The sequence below is a fragment of the Pseudarthrobacter phenanthrenivorans genome (assembly GCF_000813845.1).
Classification (GTDB): domain Bacteria; phylum Actinomycetota; class Actinomycetes; order Actinomycetales; family Micrococcaceae; genus Arthrobacter; species Arthrobacter phenanthrenivorans_B.
Map to the genome: position 1 here is coordinate 1 of NZ_JWTB01000015.1, position 25,669 is coordinate 25,669.

The window sequence follows — 25,669 nt, forward strand, 5'->3', positions numbered from 1 at the left end:
TCTTCCGGCCTTCAGGTGCCAGGGTCATGATTGTTTCCTTTGTCTTCTTGGGGAATCGGAGTGTGCCGGGTGTCAGCGGGGTGTCAGCATTCGACGACGTTGACGGCGAGGCCGCCCATGGCGGTTTCCTTGTATTTGTCGCTCATGTCCTTGCCGGTTTCGCGCATGGTGATGATGACTTCGTCGAGGGAGACGCGGTGGGTGCCGTCGCCCCAGAGCGCCATTTTCGCGGCGTTGATGGCCTTCGCGGCGGCGATCGCGTTACGTTCGATGCAGGGGACCTGGACCAGCCCGCCGATCGGGTCGCACGTCAGGCCCAGGTTGTGTTCCATCGCGATCTCCGCGGCGTTCTCCACCTGCGCCGGGGACCCGCCCATCACCTCGGCCAGTCCCGCGGCGGCCATCGAGGACGCGGACCCGACCTCGCCCTGGCAGCCCACCTCGGCCCCGGAAATCGAGGCCTGTTCCTTGTAGAGCACCCCCACCGCCCCGGCGGCGAGCAGGAACCGCACCACCACACCGTCCCGGTCGGCCTGGGTGGCCTGGTCCATGCCCGGGGCGAAGTGCAGGGCATAGAACAGCACCGCCGGGATGATCCCGGCCGCCCCGTTCGTGGGGGCGGTGACCACCCTCCCGCCGGAGGCGTTCTCCTCGTTCACCGCCAACGCCACCAAGTTAACCCACTCCTGCCAATACCTGGGGTCATAGTGGTCCTGGCCGTCCTGGTCGGTGTCTTCGGGGCGGGCGGTTTCCTTCTTCAACCGCTCGTACCAGTCCGGGGCGCGGCGGCGGACCTTCAACCCGCCCGGCAGCACCCCTTCACGCTTGAGCGAGGTCTGCACGCAGTTCTCCATCACCGACCAGATATGCAGCAGCCCGGCCCGGATCTCCTCCTCGGACCGGGAGGCCTTCTCGTTCACGAACATCACGTCCGCGATGCCCAGCCCGGTCACCGCGCAGTGCTCCAGCAGTTCCGCCGCGGTCCGGAACGGCAGCGGCAACTCTTCCTTGGACGCGTCCAGTTCCTGCTGCGCCGCGTCCTCCTCGCCCTCACGGACAATGAACCCGCCACCGACCGAGAAGAACGTCGCCGCATGCACCACATCCCCGGCAGCGTCGGTGACGGTGAACGTCATCCCGTTCGTGTGCCGGGGCAGGACCGTCAAGGGCCGCAGCACCATGTCCTTCACCCCGTACGGCAACGTCACCGCCCCGGCCAAGGTCAGCACCCCGGTCTCCGCGATCGAGGCCAGCCGCTCCTCCACCTCTTCCGGCAGGATCAGCTCCGGATGATAGCCCTCCAACCCCAACAGCACTGCCGTCATCGTCCCGTGCCCATGCCCCGTCGCGGCCAACGACCCATACAGATCCACCCGCAACGACGCCACAGCCGCGAGCTTCCCCGAGGCCTTCAACTCCTCAGCAAACACAGCAGCAGCCCGCATCGGCCCCACAGTATGCGAGCTTGAAGGGCCAATTCCGATCGAAAAAAGGTCGAATACGCCGACTGCCACGGTGTGTGTTCCTAACTGGACGGAGAAGGGAGAAAGCTGGCCCCTGTGGGACCGGTATCCGGAAGCGTGCGTCTAAGGGAGCGTCACGTCCGCTTAGCGGGCGTCTACGCGACCGAGCACGCGGAGGATGCCGGCCCCACCGGGCCAAAGGTGACCACGGCTCAGGACAGGGGTGCGACGCCGGGGTAGAGCGGGTGCGCCTTGGCCAGGACCTCGACGCGGTGACGGAGTCCGGAAAGGTCCGCGCCGGCGTCGGCGATCAATGCCTCGGCGATAATGTCCGCAACCTCGCGGAAGGCGTCCTCGCCGAAGCCGCGGGTGGCCAGGGCGGGGGTGCCGATGCGCAGGCCGGAGGTGACCATGGGCGGGCGGGGGTCGAAGGGAACTGCGTTGCGGTTGACGGTGATGTCGATCGCGGCCAGCCGGTCTTCGGCCTGCTGCCCGTCGAGCTCGCAGTTGCGCAGGTCAACGAGGACCAGGTGCACGTCGGTGCCGCCGGAGATGACGCTGATGCCCTTGGCGGTGACATCGGGCTGGACCAACCGTTCGGCCAGGATCCTGGCGCCCGCAAGGACACGCTCCTGACGCTCGCGGAACTCTTCGGAGGCGGCAATCTTGAAGGCCACGGCCTTGCCGGCGATGACGTGCTCCAGCGGTCCGCCCTGCTGGCCGGGGAACACTGCCGAGTTGATCTTCTTGGCGATGTCGGCGTCGTTGGAAAGGATGATGCCGCCGCGGGGGCCGGCGAGGGTCTTGTGCGTGGTGGAGGTCACCACGTGGGCGTGCGGCCCCGGCGATGGGTGCAGGCCGGCGGCCACCAGCCCGGCGAAGTGCGCCATGTCCACCATCAAGTAGGCGCCCACGAGGTCCGCGATGCGGCGGAACTCCGCGAAGTCCAGCTGGCGCGCGTAGGCCGACCAGCCGGCCACGATCAGCTGCGGCTTGTGCTCGAGGGCCAGCCGCTCCACCTCCGCCATGTCGATGGTGTGGGTGTCCTCACGGACCTGGTACGGGACCACGTTGTACAGCTTGCCGGAGAAGTTGATCCGCATGCCGTGGGTCAGGTGGCCGCCATGGGCCAGGTTGAGGCCCATGATGGTGTCGCCGGGCTTGATCAGCGCGTGCATCACGGAAGCATTGGCCTGGGCGCCGGAGTGCGGCTGGACGTTGGCGAATTCGGCACCGAACAGTGCCTTCACCCGGTCGATGGCCAGCTGCTCGATCACGTCGACGTGCTCGCAGCCGCCGTAGTAGCGCTTCCCGGGGTAGCCCTCGGCGTACTTGTTGGTCAGCACCGACCCCTGCGCCTGCATCACGGCCGCTGCGGTGTGGTTTTCGGAGGCGATCATTTCCAGGCCGTCTCGCTGGCGGCCCAGTTCGTCGTCGATCTTCGCCGCAACTTCGGGATCCAGGGCGGACAGGTCGGCATTCAGGCTGGGGGAGGCCACCTGCTCGAAGGCGCCCACTTCTGCCGGGGCGCTCACAGCTCGCCACCGTTCGCTGCTGCGTATTCCTCGGCCGACATGAGGGGGCCCTCCTCGGTGACGGCCACCTTGAAAAGCCAGCCCGCACCGTAGGGGTCGCTGTTGATGAGGGCGGGGTCCGAGACCACGCCGTCGTTGATCTCGATGACCTCGCCGGTGACCGGGGCGTAGAGGTCGGATACGGACTTGGTGGATTCCACCTCGCCGCAGGTCTCGCCGGCCGTCACGGTGGAGCCGACCTCGGGCAGGTCAACGTAGACGATGTCGCCAAGGGCATCGGCGGCGACCGCGGAAATGCCGATCCCCGCGGGCCCGGAGCCGTCAACGGCAACCCATTCGTGCTCGGCGGAGTACTTCAATTCAGAAACAACTTTGCTCATGATTCTTCCTTTTACGTGTGAAAGTTCGGTGGGTTATTTTTGGCGCTTGTAGAACGGGAGGGCCACGACTTCGAAGCGTTCGGGCTTGCCGCGGAGGTCGACGTTGAGGAGGGTGCCGGGCTCGGCATATTCGACCTCAACGTAGGCCATGGCAACGGGGTAGCCGAGGGTGGGGGAGGGCTGGCCCGAGGTTACTTCGCCCACCAGGGCGCCGTCCTTGAGGACAGGGTAGTGGGCGCGGGCTGCGCGCCGGCCGGTGCCCTTGAGGCCCACCAGCTTCTGCCCGATGGTGGAGCCGACCCCTGCGGCCTTGATGGCAGCCAGTGCCTCCTTGCCCACGAAGTCGGTTTCCTTCGCCAGCGACACCACGGGGCCCAGCCCGGCTGCGTAGGCGTTGGTGTGGCGGGAGAGTTCGTTGCCGTAGAGCGGCATGCCTGCTTCAAGGCGCAGCGAGTCGCGGGCGGCGAGTCCGGCGGGGATGAGCCCGTGGCCGGCGCCGGCGTCCAGGAGTGCCTCCCAGAGGGCGGGCGCCTCCAGGTTGGGAACGTAGATTTCGAACCCGTCCTCGCCCGTGTAGCCGGTCCTCGCCACCAGGAGGTCCTGTCCATTGATGGCCACTTCCACCGCGGCGTAGTACTTCAGGTCCGACACCAGGTGGTGCTGTTCGGCGGGGACGAGCTTCAGGAGGATCGCCTCGGACTCCGGTCCCTGGACGGCGACCAGCGAGGTCTCTGCCGAGGCATCCTCAACGGTGACGTCGAAGTTGGCGGCGCGTTCCAGCAGGGTGCGGGCCACCACGGCGGCATTACCGGCGTTGGGCACTACGAGGTACGTGTCCACGCCCGCTTCGGTCGACGGCCGGCGGTAGGTGATGAGGTCGTCGATGATGCCGCCGTCCGTGTTGCAGATCAGCGAGTACTTCGCTTTCCCGACGGCAACAGCGGACATCTTTCCGGCCAGGGCGTAGTCGAGGAAGGCGGCGGCGTCCGGGCCGGTGACCCAGACTTCGCCCATGTGGGAGAGGTCGAACAGCCCCGCGGCTTTGCGGACGGCGTGGTGTTCAGCGAGTTCGGATTCGTACTTGAGCGGCATCTGCCAGCCACCGAAGTCCGTGAAGGAGGCCCCGGCTTTCTTGTGCTGCTCATAGAGGGCGGTGTAATTCTCAGTCATAGGAAGTCCTTTTAGTTTTCGAACTCGGAAAGCGGAGGGCAGGAGCAGATGAGGTTCCGGTCGCCGGCCGCGCCGTCGATGCGTCCCACGGGCGGGAAGTACTTGTCCTGCCGCAGCGACGGAACCGGGAAGGCCGCCTGTTCGCGCGGGTAGGCGCGGTCCCAGTCGGAGCTGACGACGGCGGCCGCCGTGTGCGGTGCGTTGCGCACCGGGGATGCCTCCAGGGTGAAGTCCCCGGCAGCGACCTGCTCGATCTCGGCATGGATGCTGATCATGGCGTCGATGAAGCGGTCGATCTCGGCGAGGTCCTCGGACTCGGTGGGCTCCACCATCAGCGTCCCGGCGACGGGGAAGGCCAGGGTGGGGGCGTGGAAGCCGAAGTCGATCAGCCGCTTGGCCACGTCCTCGGCCGTCACGCCGGTGCGGGCGGTGAGTTCGCGCAGGTCCAGGATGCACTCGTGCGCCACCAGGCCGCCCTCGCCGGTGTACAGGACCGGGAAGTATTCGTTCAGGCGGGACGCGACGTAGTTCGCGGCGAGCAGCGCGGACTTGGTGGCCTCGGTCAGGCCCTCGCCGCCCATCAGCTTCACGTAGGCCCACGAAATCGGCAGCACCCCGGCGGAGCCGAAGCGGGACGCGCTGATCGCGACACCGTGGCCTGCCTCGTGCGCGGCCTTGTTCGCGTCGCCGGGCATGAACGGTGCCAGGTGGGCCTTGGCAGCGACCGGGCCGACGCCGGGTCCGCCGCCGCCGTGCGGGATGCAGAAGGTCTTGTGCAGGTTCAGGTGCGAGACATCGCCGCCGAACTTACCCGGCTGCGCCAGGCCCACCAGCGCGTTCAGGTTCGCGCCGTCCACATACACCTGGCCACCTGCAGCGTGGACCGCGTCGCAGACGTCCCGCACGTCGGAATCGTACACACCGTGCGTGGAGGGGTAGGTGATCATGATGCAGGACAAGGCGTCCTTGTTGGCCTCGATCTTGGCCGTCAGGTCATCGTGGTCGATGGTGCCGTCCGCGGCTGTGGCCACGACGACGACCTTCATGCCGGCCAGGACGGCCGAGGCGGCGTTGGTGCCGTGCGCGGACGCCGGGATCAGGCAGATGTTGCGCTGCTGCTCGCCGCGGGAGTGGTGGTAGCCGCGGATCGCCAGCAGCCCGGCGAGCTCGCCCTGGGAGCCGGCGTTGGGCTGGATGGACACCTGGTCGTAGCCCGTGATCTCCGCGAGGTCCGCTTCCAGGCCTGAGATGAGTTCGCGCCAGCCCTCGGTTTGGGAGTCCGGGGCGAACGGGTGGATGGAGGCGAACTCGGGCCAGGAAATGGCTTCCATTTCGGCTGTGGCATTCAGCTTCATGGTGCAGGAGCCCAGCGGGATCATGGTGCGGTCAAGCGCCAGGTCCCGGTCCGAGAGCTTGCGGATGTAGCGCAGCAGCTGCGTTTCGGACCGGTGCGTGTTGAACACCGGATGCTGCAGGTACGCGGACGTGCGGAGCACGGCCCCGGGCAGTTCGAACCCCTGGGCGTCGCCCACCGGACCGGCACCAAAGGCGACGGCGACGGCGGACAGTGTTGCCGCCGTCGTCGTCTCATCAATGGAGACGCCAACGGTGTCCTGATCGATGAAACGCAGGTTGATGCCGCGGGCCTCGGCTGCCGTGATCACCTTGGCGGCCTTGCCCGGCACGCGGACCGTGAGGGTATCAAAGAAGGAGTCGCTGGCCAGCTCCCGGCCCATGGACGTGAGCGCTGTTGCCAGCACCCTGGCTTTGTGGTGGACGGTCTCGGCGATCGCCTTCAGCCCGTCCGGGCCGTGGTAGACGGCGTAGAAGGAGGACACGATGGCCAGGAGTGCCTGCGCGGTGCAGATGTTGGACGTGGCCTTCTCCCGGCGGATGTGCTGCTCGCGGGTCTGCAGCGCCAGGCGGTAGGCAGGCGTGCCGGCGTTGTCCTTGGAGATTCCGACGATCCTGCCGGGCAGGGTGCGTTCCATCCCCTTCTGGACGGCCATGTAGGCGGCGTGCGGCCCCCCAAAGAACAACGGCACGCCGAAACGCTGGGTGGAGCCGACGGCGATGTCCGCGCCCTGCTCGCCCGGGGGCGTGATCAGGGTGAGTGCCAGCAGGTCGGCGGCAACGGTGACCAGCGCGCCGCGCTCCTTGGCATCGGCGATGACGCCGGACTGGTCCCAGACGCGTCCGGAGGCGCCGGGCTGCTGCAGCACGATGCCGTTGATGGCACCTTCGGGCAGTCCCTGGGACAGGTCGGCCACCTCAACCTCGAAGCCCAGCGCCTCGGCGCGGCCCTGGACGATGGCGATGGTCTGGGGCAGCACGTCGCTGTCGAGGACGGTCTTGCCGTCCTTGGCATTCTTGTCCTTGTTGGCGCGGCGCATCAGCAGCACGGCCTCGGCCACGGCGGTGGCCTCATCCAGCAGGGAGGCGTTGGCGACGGGGAGGGCCGTCAGGTCCTGGACCATGGTCTGGAAGTTCAGCAGCGCTTCCAGCCGGCCCTGTGAGATTTCCGGCTGGTAGGGCGTGTAGGCCGTGTACCAGGCGGGGGATTCCAGGATGTTGCGGCGGATCACCGGGGGAGTGACGGTGTCGTAGTAGCCCTGGCCGATCATCTGGACGGCGGTCTTGTTCCGGCCGGCGATTCGGCGCAGCTCCGCGAGGACTTCCACCTCGCTGAGGGCGTCCTGCAGGCGGAGAGCAGATTCCTGGCGGATGGAGGCGGGGACGGCAACGTCAACGAGGCCGTCCACGCTGTCATAGCCCACGGCTTTGAGCATGGTGTCGACGTCGGCCTGGCGGCGCGCGCCGATATGGCGGTCAACAAACGATGTTGGAAGCGATTGAATCGTCAAGAGGAACTCCAGGTCTGGCCGGCCTGGGGTGGCACGGCATGGGATGGGTTCCTCCCCGCTCTGTATTGGACCTGAGAGATTCCGCGTGGCCTGCTCTTGGCAGGCGGCCGCTTGCACCGTCGGTGAACCGGATTGAAGTCCGGTTGCTTTCCAGAGTCGCCTCGCCATGACGGTACGTGGGCCTGAGAGATTCCTGGGGAGGATTTGCTCCTACGGCGCCTGCCCGGTGGATGCCGGGAGAACTCTCCCGTCACAGCTCGAAAGGCTTATTCAAATGTGGGTGATTCGGCTCACAAGGTATCGGGAATAGCTGATTATGGCAAGTCGGGCGCCCGCGGCGTCGGCCCCGTCCGCAGCCGAAGGAGCGCGGCCAACGGTTATGTCGAAAAGAGTTTGACATTCCATCGTGACGGACACCACACTGAACCCCGGGATTGGCGCCGCGCCGGCTGGCTCAGCGTATCCGGAGCGGCCGACTGCCGGCGCCGGTCCCATCGCACGAAGACCGCAGTCCAGAAAAGGCAGCGGTATCCAACTGAATACGCCTTTGACCTGCGGCGGGAGAGCCTGCCGGGTACATCCAGCAGGCGCCGTAGGAGCAAACCCTCCCCAGGAAACTCTCAGGCCCACGTACCGCCGCGGACAGGCAACTCTGGAAAGCGGCCAGGCATGCCCTGGCTCACCGACGGTGCAAGCGGCCGCCTGCCAAGAGCAGGCCACGCGGAAACTCTCAGGTCCACAACAGAGCGGGGAGGAACCCAATCTTTGCGGTACCCAAATGCCGCTTTACCGATGGAGTTCCTCATGGCGATTCATCCCCCCACGTCCGGCGAACCAGCACGGTTCAACGGCGAACCAGCACGCAACCCCGGTGCGGCCACGGCGGTCCGCAGCGAACCCCCGCACCTGGAACGGCAGCTCACCAACCGGCACATCCAGCTCATCGCCATTGGCGGGGCGATTGGCACCGGCCTCTTCATGGGCTCCGGCAAGACCATCTCCGCTGCGGGGCCCTCCGTGATCTTCGTGTACATGATCATCGGCTTCATGCTCTTCTTCGTCATGCGGGCCATGGGCGAACTGCTGCTGAGCAACCTGAACTACAAGTCCTTCAGTGACTTCGCCGCCGACCTCCTGGGACCCTGGGCTGGTTTCTTCACCGGCTGGACGTACTGGTTCTGCTGGGTGATCACCGGCATCGCGGACGTGATCGCCATTGCCGGCTACTCGCGCGAACTCTGGCCCGCCCTGCCGCTCTGGATTCCGGGCCTGGCCACCGTGGCCATCCTGCTGCTGCTGAACCTCGCCACCGTCAAAGCCTTCGGCGAGACCGAGTTCTGGTTCGCCCTCATCAAGATCGTCGCCATTGCGGCGCTGATCATCGTGGGGCTCTTCATGATCTTCACCGGCTTCCAGAGCGACGCCGGCACCGCCAGCTTCACCAACCTGTGGAGCCATGGCGGGTTCTTCCCCAATGAATTCATGGGCTTCGTGGCCGGATTCCAGATCGCCGTGTTCGCCTTCGTGGGCATCGAACTGGTGGGCACCACGGCCGCCGAGGCCAGGAACCCCGAGCGCACGCTGCCCAAGGCCATCAACGCCATCCCCGTCCGCGTCCTGCTTTTCTACGTCGGCGCACTGATCATCCTGATGGCCGTTACCCCCTGGACGCAGTTCGCTGCAGGGCACAGCCCGTTCATCGGCATGTTCTCCCTGGCCGGCCTCGGCGCCGCCGCCACCGTGGTCAACCTGGTGGTCCTCACCTCGGCCATGTCCTCAGCCAACTCCGGCATCTACTCCACCTCCCGCATGGTCTTCGGCCTTGCCCAGGAGGGCGACGCGCCCGGCATCTTCAGCCGCCTGTCCACGAGGAAGGTGCCCAGCAACGCCCTGTTCCTGTCCTGCGTCCTGCTGCTCTCCGGCGTCGTCCTCATGTACGCCGGCCAGGACGTTGGCAAGGCGTTCGAAATGGTGACCACGGTGTCGGCCGTCTGCTTCATCTTCGTCTGGTCGATCATCCTTGCCAGCTACATCGCCTTCCGCCGGCGCCGGCCGCACCTGCACGATGCGTCGAAGTTCAAGATGCCCGGCGGCATCCCGGCAGTGTGGGTGGTCTACGCGTTCTTCGCTTTTGTCCTCTGGGCCCTGACCACCCAGCCGGACACGCTCCTTGCCCTGCTCGTGACGCCCGTCTGGTTCGTCGTGCTGGGCGCGGCGTGGGCCATCCTGCGCCGCCGGCCCGCCCACCTGGCCCGCTTCGAGGTCTTCCGGGCTGAGCTCCGCGCCGACCAGGCTGCCGCCGGACAAAACGGCGGCCACGGCCCGGCCGTGGCAGAGGAGGTCCAGCAGGCCGGGAAGTAACGTCCGACGGCGGGGTGCGGCGCGGGCGCCCGGCTCCAGTTGCCGTTCCCGCCGCCGCCGCAGCCCGCCCGTCGCGTGCTGCAGGCGTGAAAGTTCAGCATGCTTAGTGTTGATCCACATAGGATGGAAATGCACGGCAGCCCAACCGCTGCAGGTCGATTTGAACGAAGGTGACCATGGCCCGGCGCAGCAACCCCGCAGTACGCATCGCACAGGAGACCGCCCACAACGCAATGTTCGACGCCGAGGGCAAGCCCAAGCCCGGTGTCCACAACATGCTGCTGAAGGCAGTTCAGATCCAGCGGCCGCTGGTGCTCGCCTATATCCGCAGGCTGCAGAAGAGGCATCCGCGGGCCACCGCCGCCCAATTGGCGGACATCGCCGAGCGTGACTACCTCCGGGCCGTGGCCGGTGGGGGCGCGCTGGTGGGTGCCACCGCCGTCGTTCCCGGGGTTGGGACCGTCGCGTCACTGGGACTGTCCGCGGCCGCCACCGTCGGCTTCCTGGAAGCGACGGCACTCTACGCAACGTCGCTGGCGGAGCTCCACGGCATCCGCCTGACCAACCCGGAAAAAGCCGGGACCATGGTCATGGCCATCATGCTTGGCGAGGAGGGCACCGCCCTGCTCGGCACGCTCAGCGGCCAGGCATCGGGCGGCGCCACCACCACCTGGAGCAACGCCCTGTCCAAGTCGATGGTGGTGCCGGGATTCGGCAGTGTCCGCAAACGGATCCAGCAGGCCTTCCTCAGGAACCTGCTCAAGCGCCAGGGAACTGCCCTGTTCGGCCGGGCCCTTCCGTTTGGGATAGGTGCCGTTGTGGGTGGAGCCGGTAACCTCGTGATGGGCCGTGCGGTGGCCAAGAACGCCCGGGAGGCGTTCGGGCCAATGCCGGAGACCATCCCCGGGGAGCTGACTGCCGCCGCCGGGCCGGACAACCTGACGCTGGAAGGCAACACACTTGGATCTCAACGCTGACGTAGGGCAATCGTTCGGCTCCTGGACGGCCGGCGGCGACCCGGCAATGTTCCAGCTGGCAACCAGCGCCAACGTGGCCTGCGGCCTCCATGCGGGCGATCCCGTCACCATGCTGGACAGCTGCCGGGCCGCCTACGAGCTCGACGTCACCGTTGGCGCACACCTGGGCTACCGCGACCTGGCCGGCTACGGCCGCCGCAGGCTGGGGATGAGCTTCGACGAACTGTTCGGCGACGTGCTGTACCAACTGGGGGCGCTCGACGGCGTAGCCCACGCGGTGGGTGCCTCGGTGGACTTCGTGAAGCCGCACGGAGCGCTGTACGAGACCGTGATTGACGATGCCGACCAGGCGTCAGCGGTGGTGGCGGCTGTGAATGCCTACGACCCGGGGCTTCCTATCCTTGGCTTCCCCGGATCCGAACTGCTGAAGCAGGCCAAGGAGGCCGGCCATCCGGTGTTCACCGAGGCTTTTGCGGACCGTGCGTACCGCGCCGACGGCAGCCTGGTCCCGCTCTCCGACGAAGGCGCCGTGCTGCACGACACCGATGCGGTGGTAGAGCGGGCTGTCCGCATGGCGACCCAGGGCGACGTCGTCGCGGTGGACGGGACCGTGGTCAGTGTCCGTCCCGATTCCCTGCGCCTCCTCAGCGGAACGCCTGCCGCTGTGGAGCTCGCAGCACGCGTCAGGGCCGGGCTTGAGGCCGCCGGTGTTCAGCTGGAGCCGTTCGCCTAGTCCACTTTTCCGCCGCGCAGGTTCCCCGTCGCACCCCAAATATGCGGGGCGAAAAGGAATATGGCCAGCGCCGGAATCCCTTCGGCTCACCCGAAGATCAGCTGCGCCACCGTGAAGATCGCCAGCCCGGCCAGGGAGCCCACCACGGTGCCGTTGATGCGGATGAACTGCAGGTCCTTGCCCACCTGGAGTTCGATCTTCTGCGACGTTTCCTCGGCATCCCAACGGGCCACGGTATCGGTGATGACCCCGGCGATGTCCGAACGGTAGGTCCGGACCAGGTACGCCGCGGCGTCGCCGATCCACGCGTTGACCTTTCCGGCCAGCTCGGGATCGTCCACCAGGCGGGAGCCGAAATCGCGTACCGCTGCCTTGAACTTGACCGTCAGTTCACTGTCGGGATCGTCCACGGCGTGCAGCAGGGCGTTCTTGACGGTGCCCCACGTGCGGGATGCCAGTTCGCGCACTTCGGGGTCACCGAGCACCTGGGCCTTGATGTCCTCGGCGCGCGCGATCATCGCGGGATCATGCTGGAGGTCCTGCGCAAGGTCGTTGAGGTACTTGTCGATCGACTGCCGCACCTGGTGGCGCGGGTCGGCCTGGACGGCCCGGACGAACTTCAGGACCTCGAGGTAGACCTTGTCGGCCACGAGCCCGTCCACGAACTGCGGCACCCAGGTGGGGGAGCGGTCGGCGACCAGGCGGGTGACGGTTTCGTGGTTGTCGTCCACCCAGTCCGCGGCACGGTCCACCAGCAGGTCCACCAGCGTGTGGTGGTGCCCGTCGTGGAAGATCCGCTCGGCGAGCCTGCCCACCGGCGGTCCCCACGGCGGTGTGAGCAGGTGCTTGCGGACCATGCCCTCGATGACGGCCTGGACGTCGTCGTCATTCAATACCTTGAAGGCGCCGCGGATCACGGCGGCACCCTCCTTTGCCACCCGGTCGGCGCCGCCGGGGGCGGCCAGCCATTGGCCCGCGCGGCGGGCGATGTTGACGCTTGCCAGCTTGTCCTGCACCACCTGTTCGGACAGGAAGTTGGTCTCCACGAATTCGCCCAGGGAGGCGCCGATCTGGTCCTTGCGCCGCGGAATGATGGCGGTGTGCGGGATCCTGATGCCCATGGGGTACCTGAACAGGGCCGTCACGGCGAACCAGTCGGCCAGCGCACCAACCATGCCGCCCTCGGCAGCGGCCCGCACGTACTGCAGCCACGGGTAGTCCTTTTGCAGGGCGAACGCGAAGACAAAAATCACGGCCATGGCAATCAGCAGGCTCAGCGCCAGCAGCTTCATCTTCCGCAGCGCTGCCGCCTTTTCGGCGTCACCGGAACCGGACTGCTGGCGTACGACGGCGCCTGCCGCCCGGGTGCCCGGACCCACCTCCTGCGCAGCTTCGGAGGGTGCTTCCTGCGTGGTTGGCCCAGTAGTTGCCTCAGAGTTCACCTGCATATGCCAAGCCTAGCCCCGAAGCCGGGGGCCGGTCGGCTACCGTGTGTCCATGACGATTGACGAGTCAGTGCCGCAGCGGCCGCTGGTCTTTGCCCACCGCGGTTCAAGCGGCGCCTACGCCGAACACACCCGGGCCGCTTACCTGCAGGCGTTGGCGGACGGGGCCGACGGCGTGGAATGCGATGTCCACCTGACCCGGGACCAGCACGTGGTCCTCCTCCACGACGCCAACCTGGACCGTACCTCGGACGGGACGGGACCGGTGGCGGAGCGGACACTGCATGAGCTGCGCCAGCTGGACTTCTCGTCCTGGAAAGGTGTCCGGATCCCGGCAAACTACGGAGCACGGTCGGAACAGCTCCTGACCCTTCCGGAACTGCTGGACATCCTCCGCGGGGCCGGCCGGCCGGTGAAACTCGCCATCGAGCTCAAGCATCCCAGCCCCTACCAGCTGAAGCTCGAGGACCGGGTGCTGGAGGTCCTCCGCAGCGAGGGCTGGGACCCGCAAAGCTCAACGGTGGACAACGTGGCGGTGACCTTCATGAGTTTCAGCCCTGATTCGGTCCGCCACCTGCTCGGTTCCGTTCCGCCCCAGTACATCTGCCAACTGGTGGACGACCTCACCATCCATGAGATCCGCGGCGGCCTGGGCCTGGGACCGATCACCGGAAGCGCCGTCGCCAACCTGATGAAAGCCACGCAGCTGGAGGGCGAACGGATCCTGGACGAGCGGGAAGTGGGAATGGCCGGCCCCGGGATCGACTATGTCAGGGAGCGGCCGGCCACCGTGCGACGCTGGCTGGAATCGGGAACGCGGTTCAGGGTGTGGACCGTCGACGCGCCGGAGGATGTGGCTCTTTGCCAGGAGCTGGGGATCCACGAGATCACCACCAATGTGCCGGCCCGTGTCCTGGACCAGCTCCGCGTGGCCTCGCCGCAGGGAAAGTAGCGGCGGCCGTGGACGCCATCGGCCGGGCACACGCGCCATACTCGCCGCGCCGGTGGTGGGCGGGGCCGCTCGACGTCGAAGGACTTGCCCTGCATTCCGTGGCTGCCGCGGCCGGCGCCCTGAACCGGTACGCCGCTGCTCCCGGCCGGTTCAGCACCACCTCAGCCCTGGCCGGAGCGGCGTTTGATTCGTTCGGTCACCTGCGGATTGCCGGCCGCCGGCCGCAGGGTTTCGCGCCCCTCTCCGGCTTCCGGCGGACCCGCGACGGCTGGATCCGGCTGCATGCCAACTATCCGCACCACGAGCAGCGGCTTCTGCAGGCGCTGGGTGCTTCCTCGGCAGCAGGCGCGGAGGAGGCACTGCAGGCCATGTTTTCCCGGGACGCAGAAGCCGCCATCCAAGGCCGCGGCGGAATCGCCGCCGCCGTCAGGACACGCGGTGACTGGCAGGACTCTGCCATGGGCCAGGCTGCAAGGCAGGGTCCCTGGATCGCGCTGGAGTCTGCCGATGGAGCACCATCAGGCCTGGGGCTGCAGGACCTTGCAGCTGAAGGGAGTGCCGGCCCGGGCGCCGGTGCCGCAACGGGCGCCGGTGCCGCAACGGGCGCCGGTGCCGGCCGGGGAGCCGGGACGAGCGTGCCCGCGGACGCCCCGCCCCTCAGGGGGCTGCGCGTCCTGGACCTGACCAGGGTGATCGCAGGACCTGTCGCCACCCGGCTGTTGGGCGCGCTGGGGGCCGACGTCCTCCGGATCGATCCTCCTCAATTCCCCGAGATCGAAGACCAGTTCGTGGACACCGCCTTCGGTAAACGGAGCGTGGAGGCCGACCTCACCGTCCCGGAGAACCAGGCACGGCTGCAGCAACTCCTGGCCGCCGCGGACGTGGTGGTCACCGGCTACCGGCACGGCGCCCTGGACCGCTTCGGGCTCAACCCGCGGGACCTGCTGGCAGCGCACCCCACGCTGGTGGTGGTCACGCTCAACAGCTGGGGCAGCGCCGGACCATGGAGCCATCTGCGGGGTTTCGACAGCATCGTCCAGGCGGCCTGCGGGATCGCCCACCTTTACGGCACAGAGAACGACGACGGGGGGTGGCGCCCGGGTGCCCTTCCCGTCCAGGCGCTGGACCACGCCACCGGCTACGGGGTGGCCGCGGCAGCTGTCCGGCTCCTGGAGCTGCGGCGGCAGACGGGCACGGGCGGTGCGGCACACCTCTCGCTCGCCCGGACGGCCGAAGAACTGTTTTCCCTTCCACCCAATACGGAGAGCCCGGCTGAGCTGCCACCGCCCGCCTACGGGTCAGTATCCAGCAGCTACGGGGAGCTCCGGTATGTGGGTCCGCCCTTGATGGAGGCGGGCCGGCCGCTGGATTACCTGTTCCCGCCACCGCCGTACGGAGGCTCACAGCCAGTGTGGCTCTGAGCGGCACCGCAGCCGCACTTCAGCCCGCGCACTTCCCTGTTTGCAGCCCTTGGTTCCTGGCCGCGGGTTCGGGGCTCCGCCGTGGCTGTGGTTGAGTTGTTCCATGTCTTTTCCCTGGCCCGGCACTGCTCTCAAGGGCCTGTCCATCCCCCGCCTGTCCCTTCACAGCCTGTCCCTTCACAGCCTGTCCCTTCACAGCCTGCCGCTTCACAGCCTGTCCGCTGCGGCAATGGCGGCGCTGCTGCTGGCAAGCGCCGGCAAGCATTTCCGGGAACCCGGTTTTTACCGGGATGTGGTGCCGGGGTATTTGTGCCGCCAGGACCCGGAACCTGGCCAGGCCAACACGGGGCCTGAAAACACCCGTGACGGCGCCCACCAGGACACTCCGGCCCAGCACCCCCTGGCCGTCCTGTCCCGGGACGAGTGGATCGCCGTGAGCGGCCTCCTGGAGCTGGCTGCCGCCGTCGGAATCCTCCTCCCGCCCACCCGGAAACTGACGGCCACGGCCCTCACCGCCATGTTCACCGCCTTCCTTGCCGGACACGTCGATGCCCTGGTGAGGGCGTACGGTCCCCACGGAACACCCCTCCGGCGGAAGATCCACTCTGCCAGGCTCCCCCTGCAGGCGCCGCTGATCGTTTGGGCCTGGAGCCTGCGCAGGCCGGCCGGTCCGGGACAGGGATCCGGAATCCGGCCATGAAGCTGCTGGCCTCGCCGGCTGTCCGGGTGGGCATCTCCATCAGCATCGCCACCGGCCTCTACGGTGTCTCCTTCGGGGCGCTCGCCGTGACGTCCGGGCTCAGCTTCTGGCAGGCCATGGCCCTGAGCCTCCTCCTGTTCAGCGGCGGTTCGCAGTTCGCCTTCATCGGCGTCGTGGCAGGTGGCGGCACGGGCATCGCGGCCATGAGTGCCGCGACCCTGCTGGGCATGCGCAACGGCATCTACGGCATGCAGCTGAACGCACTGTTGCGGCCCACCGGCTGGCGGAAGTACGTCGGTGCGCAGCTGACCATCGACGAATCCACGGCCACCAGCACCGGCCAGACCGACCCGGACGAGCAGCGGCGCGGCTTCTGGACCGCCGGGGTCGGCGTCTACGTGCTGTGGAACCTGTTCACCGCCGTCGGCGCGCTCGCCGGAAGCGGGCTGGGCGATCCGAAGCAATGGGGGCTGGACGGGGCCGCCGTCGCCGCGTTCCTGGCACTGCTCTGGCCCCGGCTCAAAGGCCGGGAACCCATCGCCATCGCCGTGGTGTGCGCCGTGGCCACGGTGGTGGCTGTCCCCTTCGTGCCCGCCGGCATACCCATTTTGGTGGCCGCCCTGGTGGCCGCGCTTCTGGGCTGGTTCAGCCATGGGCGCCGCGACGAGGGCCTTGAGCCGGACATCGAGCCGTACGGCGGGCACCGCCAGGACGCGGCCGGTGCCGGCCGGCCTGGAAGACAGCGCACGGAGCACCCGGAGCCGGGGGAGGACACATGAGCCTGTGGATCTGGCTGCTGATCGCCTGCGCCCTCGCCTATGGATGGAAACTGGTGGGCTACTTCGTTCCCGCACGCTTCCTGGAAGACCCGCGCACATCGCGCATCGCGGGCACCATGACCATCGGCCTGCTTGCCTCGCTGACCGTGGTGAACGCCGTGGTCTCCGGCCAGGGACTGGCCGCCGACGCCAGGCTCGGGGGGCTTGCGGCTGCCGCCCTCGCGCTGGTGCTGCGGGCTCCCTTCCTTGTGGTGGTCATGGCCGGCGCGGGCGCGGCCGCGCTGCTGAGGATGCTGGGCTGGAACTGACGGTGCGGGACTTTACCCGATTGTAGTGACCGGCATCACATGGTTGGACCGGACCCGGCGGTACTATGAATAAGGCTTATGCAGTTGGCCATGGCATTCACGTTGAAACGGCAACCATGGAAAATCAGCTGCATCCCGCGGGCGGCTTGACCGGCAGCCCCCGGCACAAGAACGGCCGGCGCCGCGCCGGCCTCCCGGCCAAACGCTTTTTCAAACGATTTTCCGGACTCGCGGAGGTCCCGGAGGAGGATCTGGAACTGCTCTCCAGGAGGCTCCAGCACGCACTCGACCTTGACCCGTCGTCGTCCGTTCCAGCACTGCAGGCGCTGGTGCGCCGGGAAATCCGCAAGCGGGGAGAAACGGGCGACGCCTGACCGCCCGCCATTCCGGTCGCCGCTTGTGGTGCAGTGGAACAGAGGCAGCCCACACCAGGCGGCCAGCAAGGAGGAATCGAGATGGACGAACAATCACGGCCTTCGGGTCCGCACAACGCCCGCGGCGAAGGGGCTTCGGAGGCGGGCGCTGCCCGTGAACCGGGTTCCGCGGTGCCTCCGGCCGAGCAGACCGGTAAGCTGCGCCCTGTCTATTTGGATCCGTCCGGCTCGGAATCGACCAGGGAACTCCGGGACACGGCGAGGCGCCGCCGGGACGCCGAGGAAAAACTCCAGCAGCACCTGATGGATGCAAAGCACCACATCCCCAACGAGTTCCACGAGCATGGCGGCCAAGGGCATTCCGAATACGGGCATTCCGCCCACGGCGAGCCGGAACATGCACATCCGGAACATGCCGGGCCGGAACATGCTCAGCCCAGGCAGGTGGATACCCCTGCCGGGCAGCAGGAATCGCGCCAGTCCGGGGACGGCGGGGTTGAAGAAGAACGGGACGGGGCCTGACGCCTGGCCATCCTGGCCTGACAGGCGGCCCCGCGGGCCCGCTTATGCCACGCCGTGTGCGCTGCCGCCAGGGGAAACCGCCCTGCGGCACGTTTCTTCCACGCCCATCTCATACCAGACCTGCGCACCAAACTCAGGTTCAGGGGTGTCGAGGTTCTGGAAAAGGGCGTCAAGCAGTTCGACGAGTTCCCCGGGGCTGAGTGTCGGCAGGACTTCCTCCGGGCCGCGGGGATCGTTCAAGTAGTGGAGAAGCTTTGAATGGGTCATCGCCGTGCAGCCGTTGAACGGCGGAATGGCACCAATGGATTCATGGGTCGCTCCAGCTGGAAGTACTGAGGCTGGCTGCCTAACCCCGCTCTGAGTTTATTGCACCTGTTGTGCGCCGACAATGGCGCCGCCCGGAAGAGCTGCCGCCGCCGGGGCCGGGACGGGGACAAGCACGGGAAGCGGGCGGGACGGGCGGACTGTCCGGATGGCGTCCTCCACCAGCGCCAGCGGCCGCCGCCAGGCATCCGAACCCGGTTCCATGGTGTCCACCACGCCGATCAGCATGGCGAGCAGCCGGAAGATATCCGTCATGGTGATGTCCGTGCGCAGGCTTCCCTGGCCCTGCCCGCGCGCCAGCAGGATACTGATCGACTCCATGAGCGAACCGGTGATGCCGGTGAGCAGCTCACGCCGCCCGGCCACGGCACACAGCAGGTTGGCGTCGTCGCTGGCGGCTCCCATCAGGGCCTCGAGGACGCGGAGCAAGCCGGCAGCAGCGTCGATGTCGGCCAGGGCGCCCTCCATGACCGGGTCCACGGTAAGCCGGAGCTGCCTGTTAAGCGCTGCCAGGACCAGTTCTTCCTTGTCCGCGAAATTGCGGAAGAGCGTTGCCGGGCCCACGCCGGCCGTGGTGGCGATGGTCTGGAGGGGCACGTCCGGGCCGAACTCGCGGAAACACTGGCGCGCCGCCGTGATGATCTTGTCCACGTTCCGCGCTGCGTCTGCGCGGAGGGGTTTGCGGGCGACTGCGAGGCTCATGCCCAAAAGGGTAGCAACGGAGCCTTCGGCCACCATGGTTACTCCGGGGTAGCGGCTTATGTGACGGCGCACAGTCGTTTCCGGCCCCCGGCCGCCGGGAACTGCGTGGGAGACTTGGGGCATGTTGCTTGCATTTTCTGTTGCTCCGTCAGGCGTGCCCAGCGAAGGGTCCCGGCCCAACGACGCTTCGGTGCACGACGCCGTTGCCGCCGCCGTGAAGATCGTCCGGGAGTCAGGGCTGCCCAACCAGACGGATTCCATGTTCACCACGATTGAAGGCGAATGGGATGAGGTGTTCGACGTCGTGAAGCGCGCCACCGAGGCTGTGGGACAGTACGGCAGCCGCGTTTCGCTGGTGATCAAGGCCGATATCAGGCCCGGCTACAGCGGCGAGCTGACGGCCAAGGTGGACCGGTTGGAGAATGCCCTGGCGCAGGAGCCCTAAGCCTGCCACGAGGGGCGCGCGTGTCTGGACCGCCGGATGGTTGCGTGCCAAACTGTGCCCATGTTCGAGCACAAGCCGCGGCCGGAATGGATTGCCACGGAGGAGTTCCTCTCCCGGACCGTGGTGCATCCGGATGCGGCGGTCCAGCAGGCCATCCACAGTGCAGCAGAAGCCGGAATGCCCGCCATTGAGGTGGCGCCAAATGCCGGGAAACTCCTGAAGCTCCTGGTCCAGCTCACCGGAGCCCGCCGCATCCTGGAGATCGGGACGCTGGCGGGCTACAGCACCATCTGGATGGGCCGGGGACTTCCGCACAACGGCACGCTGGTTACCTGCGAATACCTTCCGCAGCATGCCGAGGTGGCCTGGGCGAACATCGACGCCGCGGGCCTGGGCGAGAGGGTGGAGATCCGGCTGGGCCCCGCGCTGGAAACCCTGGCGGCCCTTGAGGAAGAGGAGCGGGAGCCGTTCGACTTCATCTTCATCGACGCCGACAAGCAGAACAACAGCCGCTACCTTGATTGGGCAGTGAAACTGGGCCGGCCGGGCGCCACCGTGGTGCTGGACAACACCATCTGGGAAGGGGCCGTCCTGGACCCCGGCATGGACCCCGTCAACGCCCAGGGGATCATCGACGCGCTCAAGCTGCTGGGCGAGCACCCCCGGCTGGACGCCACCGTCATCCAGACCGTCGGCTCCAAAGGCTGGGACGGTTTTGCCCTGGCACGCATCCTTCCGCATAAACACTAAGTAAGCTGTGTAGATGCGTCCGGTGTCCGGCCGGGCATTGCGGATGGAGGAATTTCTTGCCAGCGGCCCCTGCCCCCGTGCTCCTCGACTCCACGTCCACAGCTCCCTCCCCGTGGATACCCTTCCTCGAATCCGTGGCCGCCGCAGCCGGTGACGTTCCTGCCCTGCTGGCCCTGGCCGCTGAGGCCGGACGGGCCTGGCCGCGCCCCGGTGAGGGGCAGACCGTGGTCCTGTGGGAGCTCCTGGCATCAACCGCCGCCATCGATGTGGCCGCAGCCCGCGTCCTGGAGCCGCACCTGGACGCCATTGCCATCCTGGCCCAGGCCGCCGGGGAGTTTCCTGCCGACAAGCCCCTGCCGGATGGTACCGGCAACACCTGGGGCGTGTTCGCAGCTGAGGCGCCGGGAGCCGGGCTGGAAGCGCGGTCCACGGACGCAGGCACCCTCCTCAGCGGGTCCAAGCCCTGGTGTTCCCTGACTGCCCACCTGGACTGCGCGGTCATCACCGCCCACACGGACGACGGCGGCCGGGCAGCTTTCGCGGTCGATCTTCGGCAGCCCGGGGTGGAGTGTGAGGAACCGGCATGGATCGCGCGCGGCCTGCGGGAGATACCCAGCGGGACGGTCCACTTCGACCGGGTCCCGGCCACGCTGCTGGGTGGAACCGGCTGGTACCACAGCCGGCCAGGGTTCGCATGGGGCGGAATGGGCGTTGCTGCATGCTGGCTGGGCGGGGCAGTGGGCGCCGCACGGGATTTCCGGGCCGGTCTGCTGGCAGGTGCCGGCGCCGGGCGGGAGCCCGACCAGGTGGCCCTCGCCGCGCTCGGCGAGACGGACCGCACGCTCACCGCTGCCCTGCAGTACCTCGCGCGCACCGCGGCGGCCATCGACGACGGTTCCCTGGGCGGCGGTGCGGGCCAAAGCACCTGGAGCGAGGCCCAGCGCATACGCGGGACCGTTGCTGCCGCCGTCGAACGTGTCCTTCACCTGGTGGGCTCCAACCGGGGTCCAGGGCCGCTCGCCTTCGACGAACCGTACGCCAAGAGGATGGCCGACCTGGCGCTCTATGTCCGGCAGCATCACGGCGCCCGTGACGACGCCCAATTGGGACGGCTCACCCTGAAGGGGGATTGCCCGTGGTGACGTTCTCGCACACAGACCCGGGCACCGGCGCGGCAGCCTGGGACGCTGCCGGACTGGGCGCGGCGCCCGAGTTGCCACTCAATCCGGCCGAACTGGCGGCCATGCACTTCGTGGTCCTGGCCGCGCATCCGGACGATGAAACGCTTGGCGCCGGCGGCCTCATGGCGTCATTGGCTGCACTCGGAGCCCAGATGGAGGTGGTGCTCTGCACAGCGGGGGAGGGCTCGCATCCGGCCTCGCCGACCACCACTCCGGAGCAACTCGCACAGGCGCGCCTGACGGAATTTGCGGCGGCCCTTGCCGCGCTCGGCCTGAAGGACCGCTGGACGTTCATCGGCTTGCCAGACCGCGGACTCCAAGCCCACGCGGAAGCCATTGCCACAGCTGTCCGGGAATCCATCCAGCGGCTCCCCGGTGTGCCGGACCGGCTCGCCATCGTGGCGCCTTACCGGTCCGACGGACACGGTGACCACGATGCCCTGGGTGCCGTGGCCGCGCAGGTTGCCCGGCAGGATGGCCACGCCTTGCTGGAGTACCCCATCTGGTTCTGGCACTGGGCCGCGCCGCACGGCGGAGACTGGCGGCGGTGGGTCCGGTTCCATCTCGATGGACCGGCCCGCACGGCCAAGAAACTGGCGATGGCGGAACATGCCACACAGGTGCAGCCGTTGTCTCCCCTGCCCGGCGACGAGGCGTTGCTGGGCGGTGACTTCCTGGAGCACTTCTCGCGCGGCTACGAAGTTTTCGCCTGGACGCCGGCGCAGGACGCGTCCCGGCGCCCCTATTCCAGCCATGATGCCGAGGCCGTCTTCGACGGCGTCCACAACGGCGCTCCGGACCCCTGGAACTACGCCGGGAGTTGGTACGAGCGCCGCAAGAGAGCACTCACCCTGGCTGTGCTGCCGGCTGAATCCTATGCGCACGGCCTGGAAGTGGGCTGCTCCATCGGGATGCTGACCGAAGGTTTGGCTGACCGCTGCGGCAGCCTGCTGGCGGTGGATGCCAGTGGGGTTGCGGTGCGGCGTGCCGGGCAACTGCTGGCCGGCCGTCCGGGTGTCCGGGTGGAGCAAATGGTCCTTCCCGCTTCCTGGCCTGAGGGTTCCTTTGACCTGGTGGTGGTTTCCGAAGTTGGTTACTACCTGTCCCGGGAGGAGCTGGGCCAGCTGTGGGACCGGATCGAAGCGTCCGTGGACCCCGGGGGCACCCTGCTGCTGTGCCACTGGCGGCACCCCATCGCGGGCTGGGAACTCGACGGCGATACCGTCCACGCGCTGGCCCGGCAGCGGCTGGGCTGGCGGACCACAGGCCTTTACCAGGAACGTGACTTCGTACTGGAAGTGCTTGCTGGCCCGGACCGCGGGGACAGGGCCTGACGCTGATGGCTCCCGGGGGAATCGGCACAGGGCCGAACGCTATTAACCAGGTGGCCGTGGTCATTCCCGTGCACAACGAGGAAGTGCATCTGGAACGGGCGCTCGCAGCTGTCTGCGCCGCGGCGGCCCGCGTCGATGCTGAATTTCCGGGTGTGGCCGTGCAGGTGGTCCTTGTCCTGGACAGCTGTACGGACCGGTCCCTCCAGATGGCCGAAACATGTGCTGGGCAGGACGACCGCTGGCTGATCCTGCCCGTCAGTCACCGGAGCGTGGGCAACAGCAGGCGGGCCGGGGTCCAGGCAGCCCTGGCCTGCGCCGGCAGGCCTGCGGATGCGGGCCCAGCGACGGCAGCTGAGGCGCTGCGGGATGTCTGGCTGGCCAACACGGACGCCGATTCAAGCGTCCCGGAACACTGGCTGGTGCGGCAGCTGGAGCTGGCTGCCGCCGGAGCCGACGTGGTCCTCGGCACCGTGCAGCCGGACCCCGCCAGCACCCACCACGAGCTGCTGGCCCGCTGGCACGCCAGGCATGTGTTTGTGGAGCAGCACGCCCATGTCTATGGGGCCAACCTCGGAGTCCGCGCCTCGTCCTACCTTGCAGTGGGCGGATTTCCCACCGTTGACTTTGACGAGGACCGCACGCTGGTGGATCGGCTGCGCAGCAGCGGAGCTGCCGTTGTCAGCACTGACAGCACGCGGGTACTCACCTCGGGACGGACCGCAGGGAGGGCGCCGCGCGGTTTCGCCGCCTACCTCCTGGCACTGGCGCAGCCATAGCAGGCCCCGGACAAGCCGGCCGAACGGGGACGGCGGAAGGGCTGCTGCCTGGACGGCAACAGCCCTTCGCTTCAGGGACTTGGTCCCCGGTCTTATGGTTCCTGTTTTTGGTTCTTGGCGGCCTGATTCGCCGGGCGCTGTTCAGGTGCCCTGGTCTTCAGGCCGGTTTAACGGACGCTACACCAGGTCCGGAGCGCTGGCCACAATGTAGTCGGCAGCGGCTGGCCCGGTCATGGACAGGTTGTTGCTGTCAGGGTTGATTCCGGCGTCCTGCATAGCCTCCCAGAGGGCGGCCGGTGGCTGGAGTTCAGCCTTGTGCAGGAGGCACCAACTCGTATAAAGGCCATACAGCTCGTCTCGTCCGAGGCCCAGGCCGGGCTCCCTGTCCGGGACAACTGCTTCGGCAAGAAACTGTTCAAAATGGGTAGCAGGCATGTCCGCTCATAAAGGGTTGACCATGATGCCGCCGTCTGCTTCAGCGGACCAACCGGTATCCGAGGATCCCGGCGAGGTACACACGAAAGTATTGCAGTTCACTGCTTTTTGTCCAGTCGCGGGGCTTACCGGGGACGAGCCGGACAACGAGGATGAGGGGGGGCCGACGGCGACTGGGGGGACTGGCCTCGGTCTCAGAAGAGGCCATCTCACCGCCGACCCCGCATAGCCCCGGACCTCCAACAGCCCGGGAAACCTCAACAGGACCTTCACAATGAATTTTCCTCCATTGTGAAGGTCCTGCCTAGTCCCTTGCTGTGGCGGCCCTTGCTGTGGTGGCCCCTTCAGCTCGGTGTCCCCTGCTCCGGGGAGCGGATGGCCTCCTAAGCGCCGGCGCCCGGCCGCCGCCCGTCGTCGGACCCGTCCTGCGCGGCCCGGTGCTGGACCTTTTCGCGGACCCGGTCGCGGTGCCGCTCACCCGGGTAACGGTCCTGGCCGTCCCCACCAGGCTCCCCGTCGCGGTCCTCACCGGAACCGGACTGGCCATTCTCCGAGCTGTACTTCTCCCTGAGTTCACGGCCGTGCTTGATGTCTTCCTCGATCTGCTGCTGCAGCTTCTCGCTCTTCTTGGTGTCGCGCGGCGGCAGCTGGATGGTTTCCTCCGCCTTGATCCCGGCCTGCAGTTCACGTCCACGCTCCACCTCGGCGTCGAACTCCGCGCCGAAAAGCAACGACATGTTCAGGATCCAGAGCCACAGCAGCATGATGATGACACTGCCCAGGGCGCCGTAGGTCTTGTTGTAGTTCCCGAAGTTCCCCACGTAGAAGCCGAAACCGAGCGAAGCGATCAGGAAGACGAACAGGGCGATTGCTGAGCCCATGCTCATCCACCGGAATTTGGGCTGCTTGACGTTGGGGGTGGCGTAGTAAAGGACCGCGATGATGGCAATGATCAGGAGCACCATGACCGGCCATTTGGCGATGTTCCAGACCAGGAGGACGGGGCCGCTGAGGCCAATCAAACCGCCGACCGCCTCGGAAACCGGCCCGCTGAGGACCAGCATGCCGGCCAGCAGTGCCACGATGACAACGGCCAGCAGCGTGACGGCCAGCATGGTGCTGCGCAGCTTCACGAAGGCCCGGCCTTCATCCACTTCGTAGACCCGGTTCATGGCCCTGCCGAAAGCCCCCACATAGCCGGAGGCAGACCATAGCGCGGTCAGCAGGCCGATCACCAGGGTGAACCCGGCGGCGGGGGCGCTGGTCAGTTCGGAGACAGGGCCGCTGATGGTGTTCACCGTCTCGGCAGGAGCGAATCCGCGCACAATCTCCAACAGGGCATTGGTGGTCTTCTGCGGGTCGCCAAAAAGGCCAAGGAGGGAGACAAGGGCCAGCAGGGCCGGAAACAGGGAGAGGACCGCATAGTAGGTCAGGGCCGCGGCCAGGTCCGGGCACTGGTCCTTGCTGAACTCCCGGAGCGTCTTCCTCGTGATGTACTTCCAGGACGGCTTGTCCAGGTCCCGGGGACTGCCAGGCTTCCTTGCGTCATCTGGAGCCGGAGCCTGGTCCGCCTTCGCGGTGCTGGTTTCGGAGTCGTCGTGAGTGGCCATGGGGTGTCCTCTCAATCAGGGGCGAAGCGGGACAGGCCGGCTCCGCGGGTGGCGGTGCCGGCCTGCCTGGTTGGGGTTATCGGCTTGTGGTGCCGTGGGGGTTGGGTCTAGGTGTTTTGGATGGTGTC

At 67.5% G+C, this 25,669-nt stretch carries 25 protein-coding genes and 3 riboswitches; of the genes, 15 read left to right on the forward strand and 10 right to left on the reverse strand.

The genetic code is table 11. The annotated features are described in order from the left end of the window. Positions 1-83: 83 nt before the first annotated feature. The 5 genes from RM50_RS08450 to gcvP form a co-directional block, all read right to left on the reverse strand. Positions 84-1,514: an L-serine ammonia-lyase gene (locus RM50_RS08450; RefSeq protein ID WP_043451771.1), complete on the reverse strand. Its 1,431-nt coding sequence runs from the start codon at positions 1,512-1,514 to the stop codon at positions 84-86. A gap of 161 nt (positions 1,515-1,675) precedes the next feature. After that, the gene (gene glyA / locus RM50_RS08455; RefSeq protein WP_043451772.1) at positions 1,676-2,998 is read right to left on the reverse strand and encodes a serine hydroxymethyltransferase; all 1,323 of its coding nucleotides are present in this window, start codon (positions 2,996-2,998) and stop codon (positions 1,676-1,678) included. Beyond that, complete coding sequence (gene gcvH, locus RM50_RS08460; RefSeq protein WP_043451773.1) at positions 2,995-3,378, reverse strand: glycine cleavage system protein GcvH; 384 nt, start codon at positions 3,376-3,378, stop codon at positions 2,995-2,997. The genes glyA and gcvH overlap by 4 nt, the downstream gene beginning before the upstream one ends. A 33-nt stretch (positions 3,379-3,411) precedes the next feature. Further along, positions 3,412-4,548, reverse strand: coding sequence for a glycine cleavage system aminomethyltransferase GcvT (gene gcvT / locus RM50_RS08465; RefSeq protein ID WP_043451774.1), 1,137 nt, complete (start codon positions 4,546-4,548; stop codon positions 3,412-3,414). An 11-nt stretch (positions 4,549-4,559) separates the two neighbouring features. After that, positions 4,560-7,424: an aminomethyl-transferring glycine dehydrogenase gene (gene gcvP / locus RM50_RS08470; RefSeq protein ID WP_430929401.1), complete on the reverse strand. Its 2,865-nt coding sequence runs from the start codon at positions 7,422-7,424 to the stop codon at positions 4,560-4,562. A gap of 148 nt (positions 7,425-7,572) precedes the next feature. Next, positions 7,573-7,672, reverse strand: a riboswitch (glycine riboswitch). 288 nt (positions 7,673-7,960) lie between these two features. Then, positions 7,961-8,058, forward strand: a riboswitch (glycine riboswitch). Next, positions 8,059-8,167, forward strand: a riboswitch (glycine riboswitch). It begins immediately after the preceding riboswitch. Between the two features lie 49 nt (positions 8,168-8,216). Between gcvP and cycA the strand changes: the two genes are divergently transcribed. The 3 genes from cycA to RM50_RS08485 all read left to right on the forward strand — a co-directional run bounded on the left by cycA (position 8,217) and on the right by RM50_RS08485 (position 11,483). Next, entirely contained in the window at positions 8,217-9,773 is a 1,557-nt protein-coding gene (gene cycA, locus RM50_RS08475; protein WP_043451776.1) for a D-serine/D-alanine/glycine transporter, read from the forward strand. Positions 9,774-9,949: 176 nt separating this feature from the next. Continuing rightward, entirely contained in the window at positions 9,950-10,750 is an 801-nt protein-coding gene (locus RM50_RS08480) for a hypothetical protein (RefSeq protein WP_043451777.1), read from the forward strand. Then, positions 10,734-11,483 (forward strand): LamB/YcsF family protein, encoded by a 750-nt coding sequence (locus tag RM50_RS08485; RefSeq protein ID WP_043451778.1) that lies wholly within the window; start codon positions 10,734-10,736, stop codon positions 11,481-11,483. Before RM50_RS08480 ends, RM50_RS08485 begins: the two co-directional genes overlap by 17 nt. A gap of 86 nt (positions 11,484-11,569) precedes the next feature. Here the strand turns inward: RM50_RS08485 and RM50_RS08490 are convergent, their stop codons facing one another. Continuing rightward, the gene (locus RM50_RS08490) at positions 11,570-12,931 is read right to left on the reverse strand and encodes a DUF445 domain-containing protein (RefSeq protein WP_043451779.1); all 1,362 of its coding nucleotides are present in this window, start codon (positions 12,929-12,931) and stop codon (positions 11,570-11,572) included. A gap of 49 nt (positions 12,932-12,980) precedes the next feature. On the opposite strand from RM50_RS08490, the gene RM50_RS08495 reads away from it, so the two are divergent. From RM50_RS08495 to RM50_RS20345, 7 genes are all read left to right on the forward strand, one after another. Continuing rightward, positions 12,981-13,880 carry a glycerophosphodiester phosphodiesterase gene (locus RM50_RS08495; RefSeq protein ID WP_043451795.1) on the forward strand — a complete coding sequence of 300 codons (900 nt, stop codon included), beginning with the start codon at positions 12,981-12,983 and terminating at the stop codon, positions 13,878-13,880. 8 nt (positions 13,881-13,888) lie between these two features. Further along, positions 13,889-15,301 (forward strand): CoA transferase, encoded by a 1,413-nt coding sequence (locus tag RM50_RS08500; protein ID WP_052260069.1) that lies wholly within the window; start codon positions 13,889-13,891, stop codon positions 15,299-15,301. 229 nt (positions 15,302-15,530) lie between these two features. Continuing rightward, positions 15,531-16,001, forward strand: a complete 471-nt coding sequence (locus RM50_RS08505; protein WP_052260076.1) for a DoxX family protein — start codon at positions 15,531-15,533, stop codon at positions 15,999-16,001. Further along, the gene (locus RM50_RS08510) at positions 15,998-16,780 is read left to right on the forward strand and encodes an AzlC family ABC transporter permease (protein ID WP_043451780.1); all 783 of its coding nucleotides are present in this window, start codon (positions 15,998-16,000) and stop codon (positions 16,778-16,780) included. The genes RM50_RS08505 and RM50_RS08510 overlap by 4 nt, the downstream gene beginning before the upstream one ends. Beyond that, positions 16,777-17,088, forward strand: coding sequence for an AzlD domain-containing protein (locus RM50_RS08515; RefSeq protein WP_043451782.1), 312 nt, complete (start codon positions 16,777-16,779; stop codon positions 17,086-17,088). Before RM50_RS08510 ends, RM50_RS08515 begins: the two co-directional genes overlap by 4 nt. A 116-nt stretch (positions 17,089-17,204) precedes the next feature. After that, entirely contained in the window at positions 17,205-17,462 is a 258-nt protein-coding gene (locus tag RM50_RS08520; RefSeq protein ID WP_043451799.1) for a hypothetical protein, read from the forward strand. A gap of 81 nt (positions 17,463-17,543) precedes the next feature. Then, positions 17,544-17,984: a hypothetical protein gene (locus RM50_RS20345; protein ID WP_082007018.1), complete on the forward strand. Its 441-nt coding sequence runs from the start codon at positions 17,544-17,546 to the stop codon at positions 17,982-17,984. Between the two features lie 42 nt (positions 17,985-18,026). On the opposite strand, the gene RM50_RS08530 is transcribed toward RM50_RS20345, so the two are convergent. Both RM50_RS08530 and RM50_RS08535 read right to left on the reverse strand, forming a co-directional pair. Beyond that, complete coding sequence (locus RM50_RS08530) at positions 18,027-18,251, reverse strand: hypothetical protein (protein ID WP_043451783.1); 225 nt, start codon at positions 18,249-18,251, stop codon at positions 18,027-18,029. Positions 18,252-18,347: 96 nt separating this feature from the next. After that, positions 18,348-19,010 carry a TetR/AcrR family transcriptional regulator gene (locus RM50_RS08535; protein ID WP_043451803.1) on the reverse strand — a complete coding sequence of 221 codons (663 nt, stop codon included), beginning with the start codon at positions 19,008-19,010 and terminating at the stop codon, positions 18,348-18,350. Between the two features lie 121 nt (positions 19,011-19,131). Between RM50_RS08535 and RM50_RS08540 the strand changes: the two genes are divergently transcribed. From RM50_RS08540 to RM50_RS08560, 5 genes are read left to right on the forward strand one after another with little or no spacing between them, the layout of a single operon-like run. Continuing rightward, on the forward strand, positions 19,132-19,455 hold the full coding sequence (locus RM50_RS08540; RefSeq protein ID WP_043451784.1) for a thiamine-binding protein: 324 nt from the start codon (positions 19,132-19,134) through the stop codon (positions 19,453-19,455). Positions 19,456-19,515: 60 nt separating this feature from the next. Then, on the forward strand, positions 19,516-20,205 hold the full coding sequence (locus RM50_RS08545) for an O-methyltransferase (protein ID WP_043451786.1): 690 nt from the start codon (positions 19,516-19,518) through the stop codon (positions 20,203-20,205). A 56-nt stretch (positions 20,206-20,261) separates the two neighbouring features. Continuing rightward, positions 20,262-21,347, forward strand: coding sequence for a hypothetical protein (locus tag RM50_RS08550; protein ID WP_043451788.1), 1,086 nt, complete (start codon positions 20,262-20,264; stop codon positions 21,345-21,347). Further along, entirely contained in the window at positions 21,341-22,720 is a 1,380-nt protein-coding gene (locus RM50_RS08555) for a bifunctional PIG-L family deacetylase/class I SAM-dependent methyltransferase (RefSeq protein ID WP_043451805.1), read from the forward strand. Before RM50_RS08550 ends, RM50_RS08555 begins: the two co-directional genes overlap by 7 nt. 5 nt (positions 22,721-22,725) lie before the next feature. Further along, positions 22,726-23,496 carry a glycosyltransferase gene (locus RM50_RS08560; RefSeq protein WP_052260072.1) on the forward strand — a complete coding sequence of 257 codons (771 nt, stop codon included), beginning with the start codon at positions 22,726-22,728 and terminating at the stop codon, positions 23,494-23,496. A 177-nt stretch (positions 23,497-23,673) separates the two neighbouring features. Here RM50_RS08560 and RM50_RS08565 read toward each other — a convergent pair whose 3' ends face one another. Next, positions 23,674-23,931: a hypothetical protein gene (locus RM50_RS08565; protein WP_043451791.1), complete on the reverse strand. Its 258-nt coding sequence runs from the start codon at positions 23,929-23,931 to the stop codon at positions 23,674-23,676. Between the two features lie 383 nt (positions 23,932-24,314). Next, complete coding sequence (locus RM50_RS08570; RefSeq protein WP_043451793.1) at positions 24,315-25,541, reverse strand: YihY/virulence factor BrkB family protein; 1,227 nt, start codon at positions 25,539-25,541, stop codon at positions 24,315-24,317. Positions 25,542-25,669: the final 128 nt, after the last annotated feature.

What these genes read in the sequence shown, in the direction of transcription:
- RM50_RS08545 (WP_043451786.1), top strand. Translation starts at nt 19,516, where the DNA reads ATGTTCGAGCACAAGCCGCGGCCGGAATGGATTGCCACGGAGGAGTTC.
- RM50_RS08510 (WP_043451780.1), top strand. Translation starts at nt 15,998, where the DNA reads ATGAAGCTGCTGGCCTCGCCGGCTGTCCGGGTGGGCATCTCCATCAGC.
- RM50_RS08540 (WP_043451784.1), top strand. Translation starts at nt 19,132, where the DNA reads ATGTTGCTTGCATTTTCTGTTGCTCCGTCAGGCGTGCCCAGCGAAGGG.
- RM50_RS08530 (WP_043451783.1), bottom strand. Translation starts at nt 18,251, where the DNA reads ATGACCCATTCAAAGCTTCTCCACTACTTGAACGATCCCCGCGGCCCG.
- RM50_RS08560 (WP_052260072.1), top strand. Translation starts at nt 22,726, where the DNA reads ATGGCTCCCGGGGGAATCGGCACAGGGCCGAACGCTATTAACCAGGTG.
- RM50_RS08570 (WP_043451793.1), bottom strand. Translation starts at nt 25,541, where the DNA reads ATGGCCACTCACGACGACTCCGAAACCAGCACCGCGAAGGCGGACCAG.
- RM50_RS08515 (WP_043451782.1), top strand. Translation starts at nt 16,777, where the DNA reads ATGAGCCTGTGGATCTGGCTGCTGATCGCCTGCGCCCTCGCCTATGGA.
- gcvT (WP_043451774.1), bottom strand. Translation starts at nt 4,548, where the DNA reads ATGACTGAGAATTACACCGCCCTCTATGAGCAGCACAAGAAAGCCGGG.
- RM50_RS08565 (WP_043451791.1), bottom strand. Translation starts at nt 23,931, where the DNA reads ATGCCTGCTACCCATTTTGAACAGTTTCTTGCCGAAGCAGTTGTCCCG.
- RM50_RS08535 (WP_043451803.1), bottom strand. Translation starts at nt 19,010, where the DNA reads ATGAGCCTCGCAGTCGCCCGCAAACCCCTCCGCGCAGACGCAGCGCGG.
- RM50_RS20345 (WP_082007018.1), top strand. Translation starts at nt 17,544, where the DNA reads ATGGACGAACAATCACGGCCTTCGGGTCCGCACAACGCCCGCGGCGAA.
- gcvH (WP_043451773.1), bottom strand. Translation starts at nt 3,378, where the DNA reads ATGAGCAAAGTTGTTTCTGAATTGAAGTACTCCGCCGAGCACGAATGG.
- RM50_RS08520 (WP_043451799.1), top strand. Translation starts at nt 17,205, where the DNA reads ATGGAAAATCAGCTGCATCCCGCGGGCGGCTTGACCGGCAGCCCCCGG.
- RM50_RS08505 (WP_052260076.1), top strand. Translation starts at nt 15,531, where the DNA reads ATGGCGGCGCTGCTGCTGGCAAGCGCCGGCAAGCATTTCCGGGAACCC.
- RM50_RS08490 (WP_043451779.1), bottom strand. Translation starts at nt 12,931, where the DNA reads ATGCAGGTGAACTCTGAGGCAACTACTGGGCCAACCACGCAGGAAGCA.
- cycA (WP_043451776.1), top strand. Translation starts at nt 8,217, where the DNA reads ATGGCGATTCATCCCCCCACGTCCGGCGAACCAGCACGGTTCAACGGC.
- RM50_RS08480 (WP_043451777.1), top strand. Translation starts at nt 9,950, where the DNA reads ATGGCCCGGCGCAGCAACCCCGCAGTACGCATCGCACAGGAGACCGCC.
- RM50_RS08495 (WP_043451795.1), top strand. Translation starts at nt 12,981, where the DNA reads ATGACGATTGACGAGTCAGTGCCGCAGCGGCCGCTGGTCTTTGCCCAC.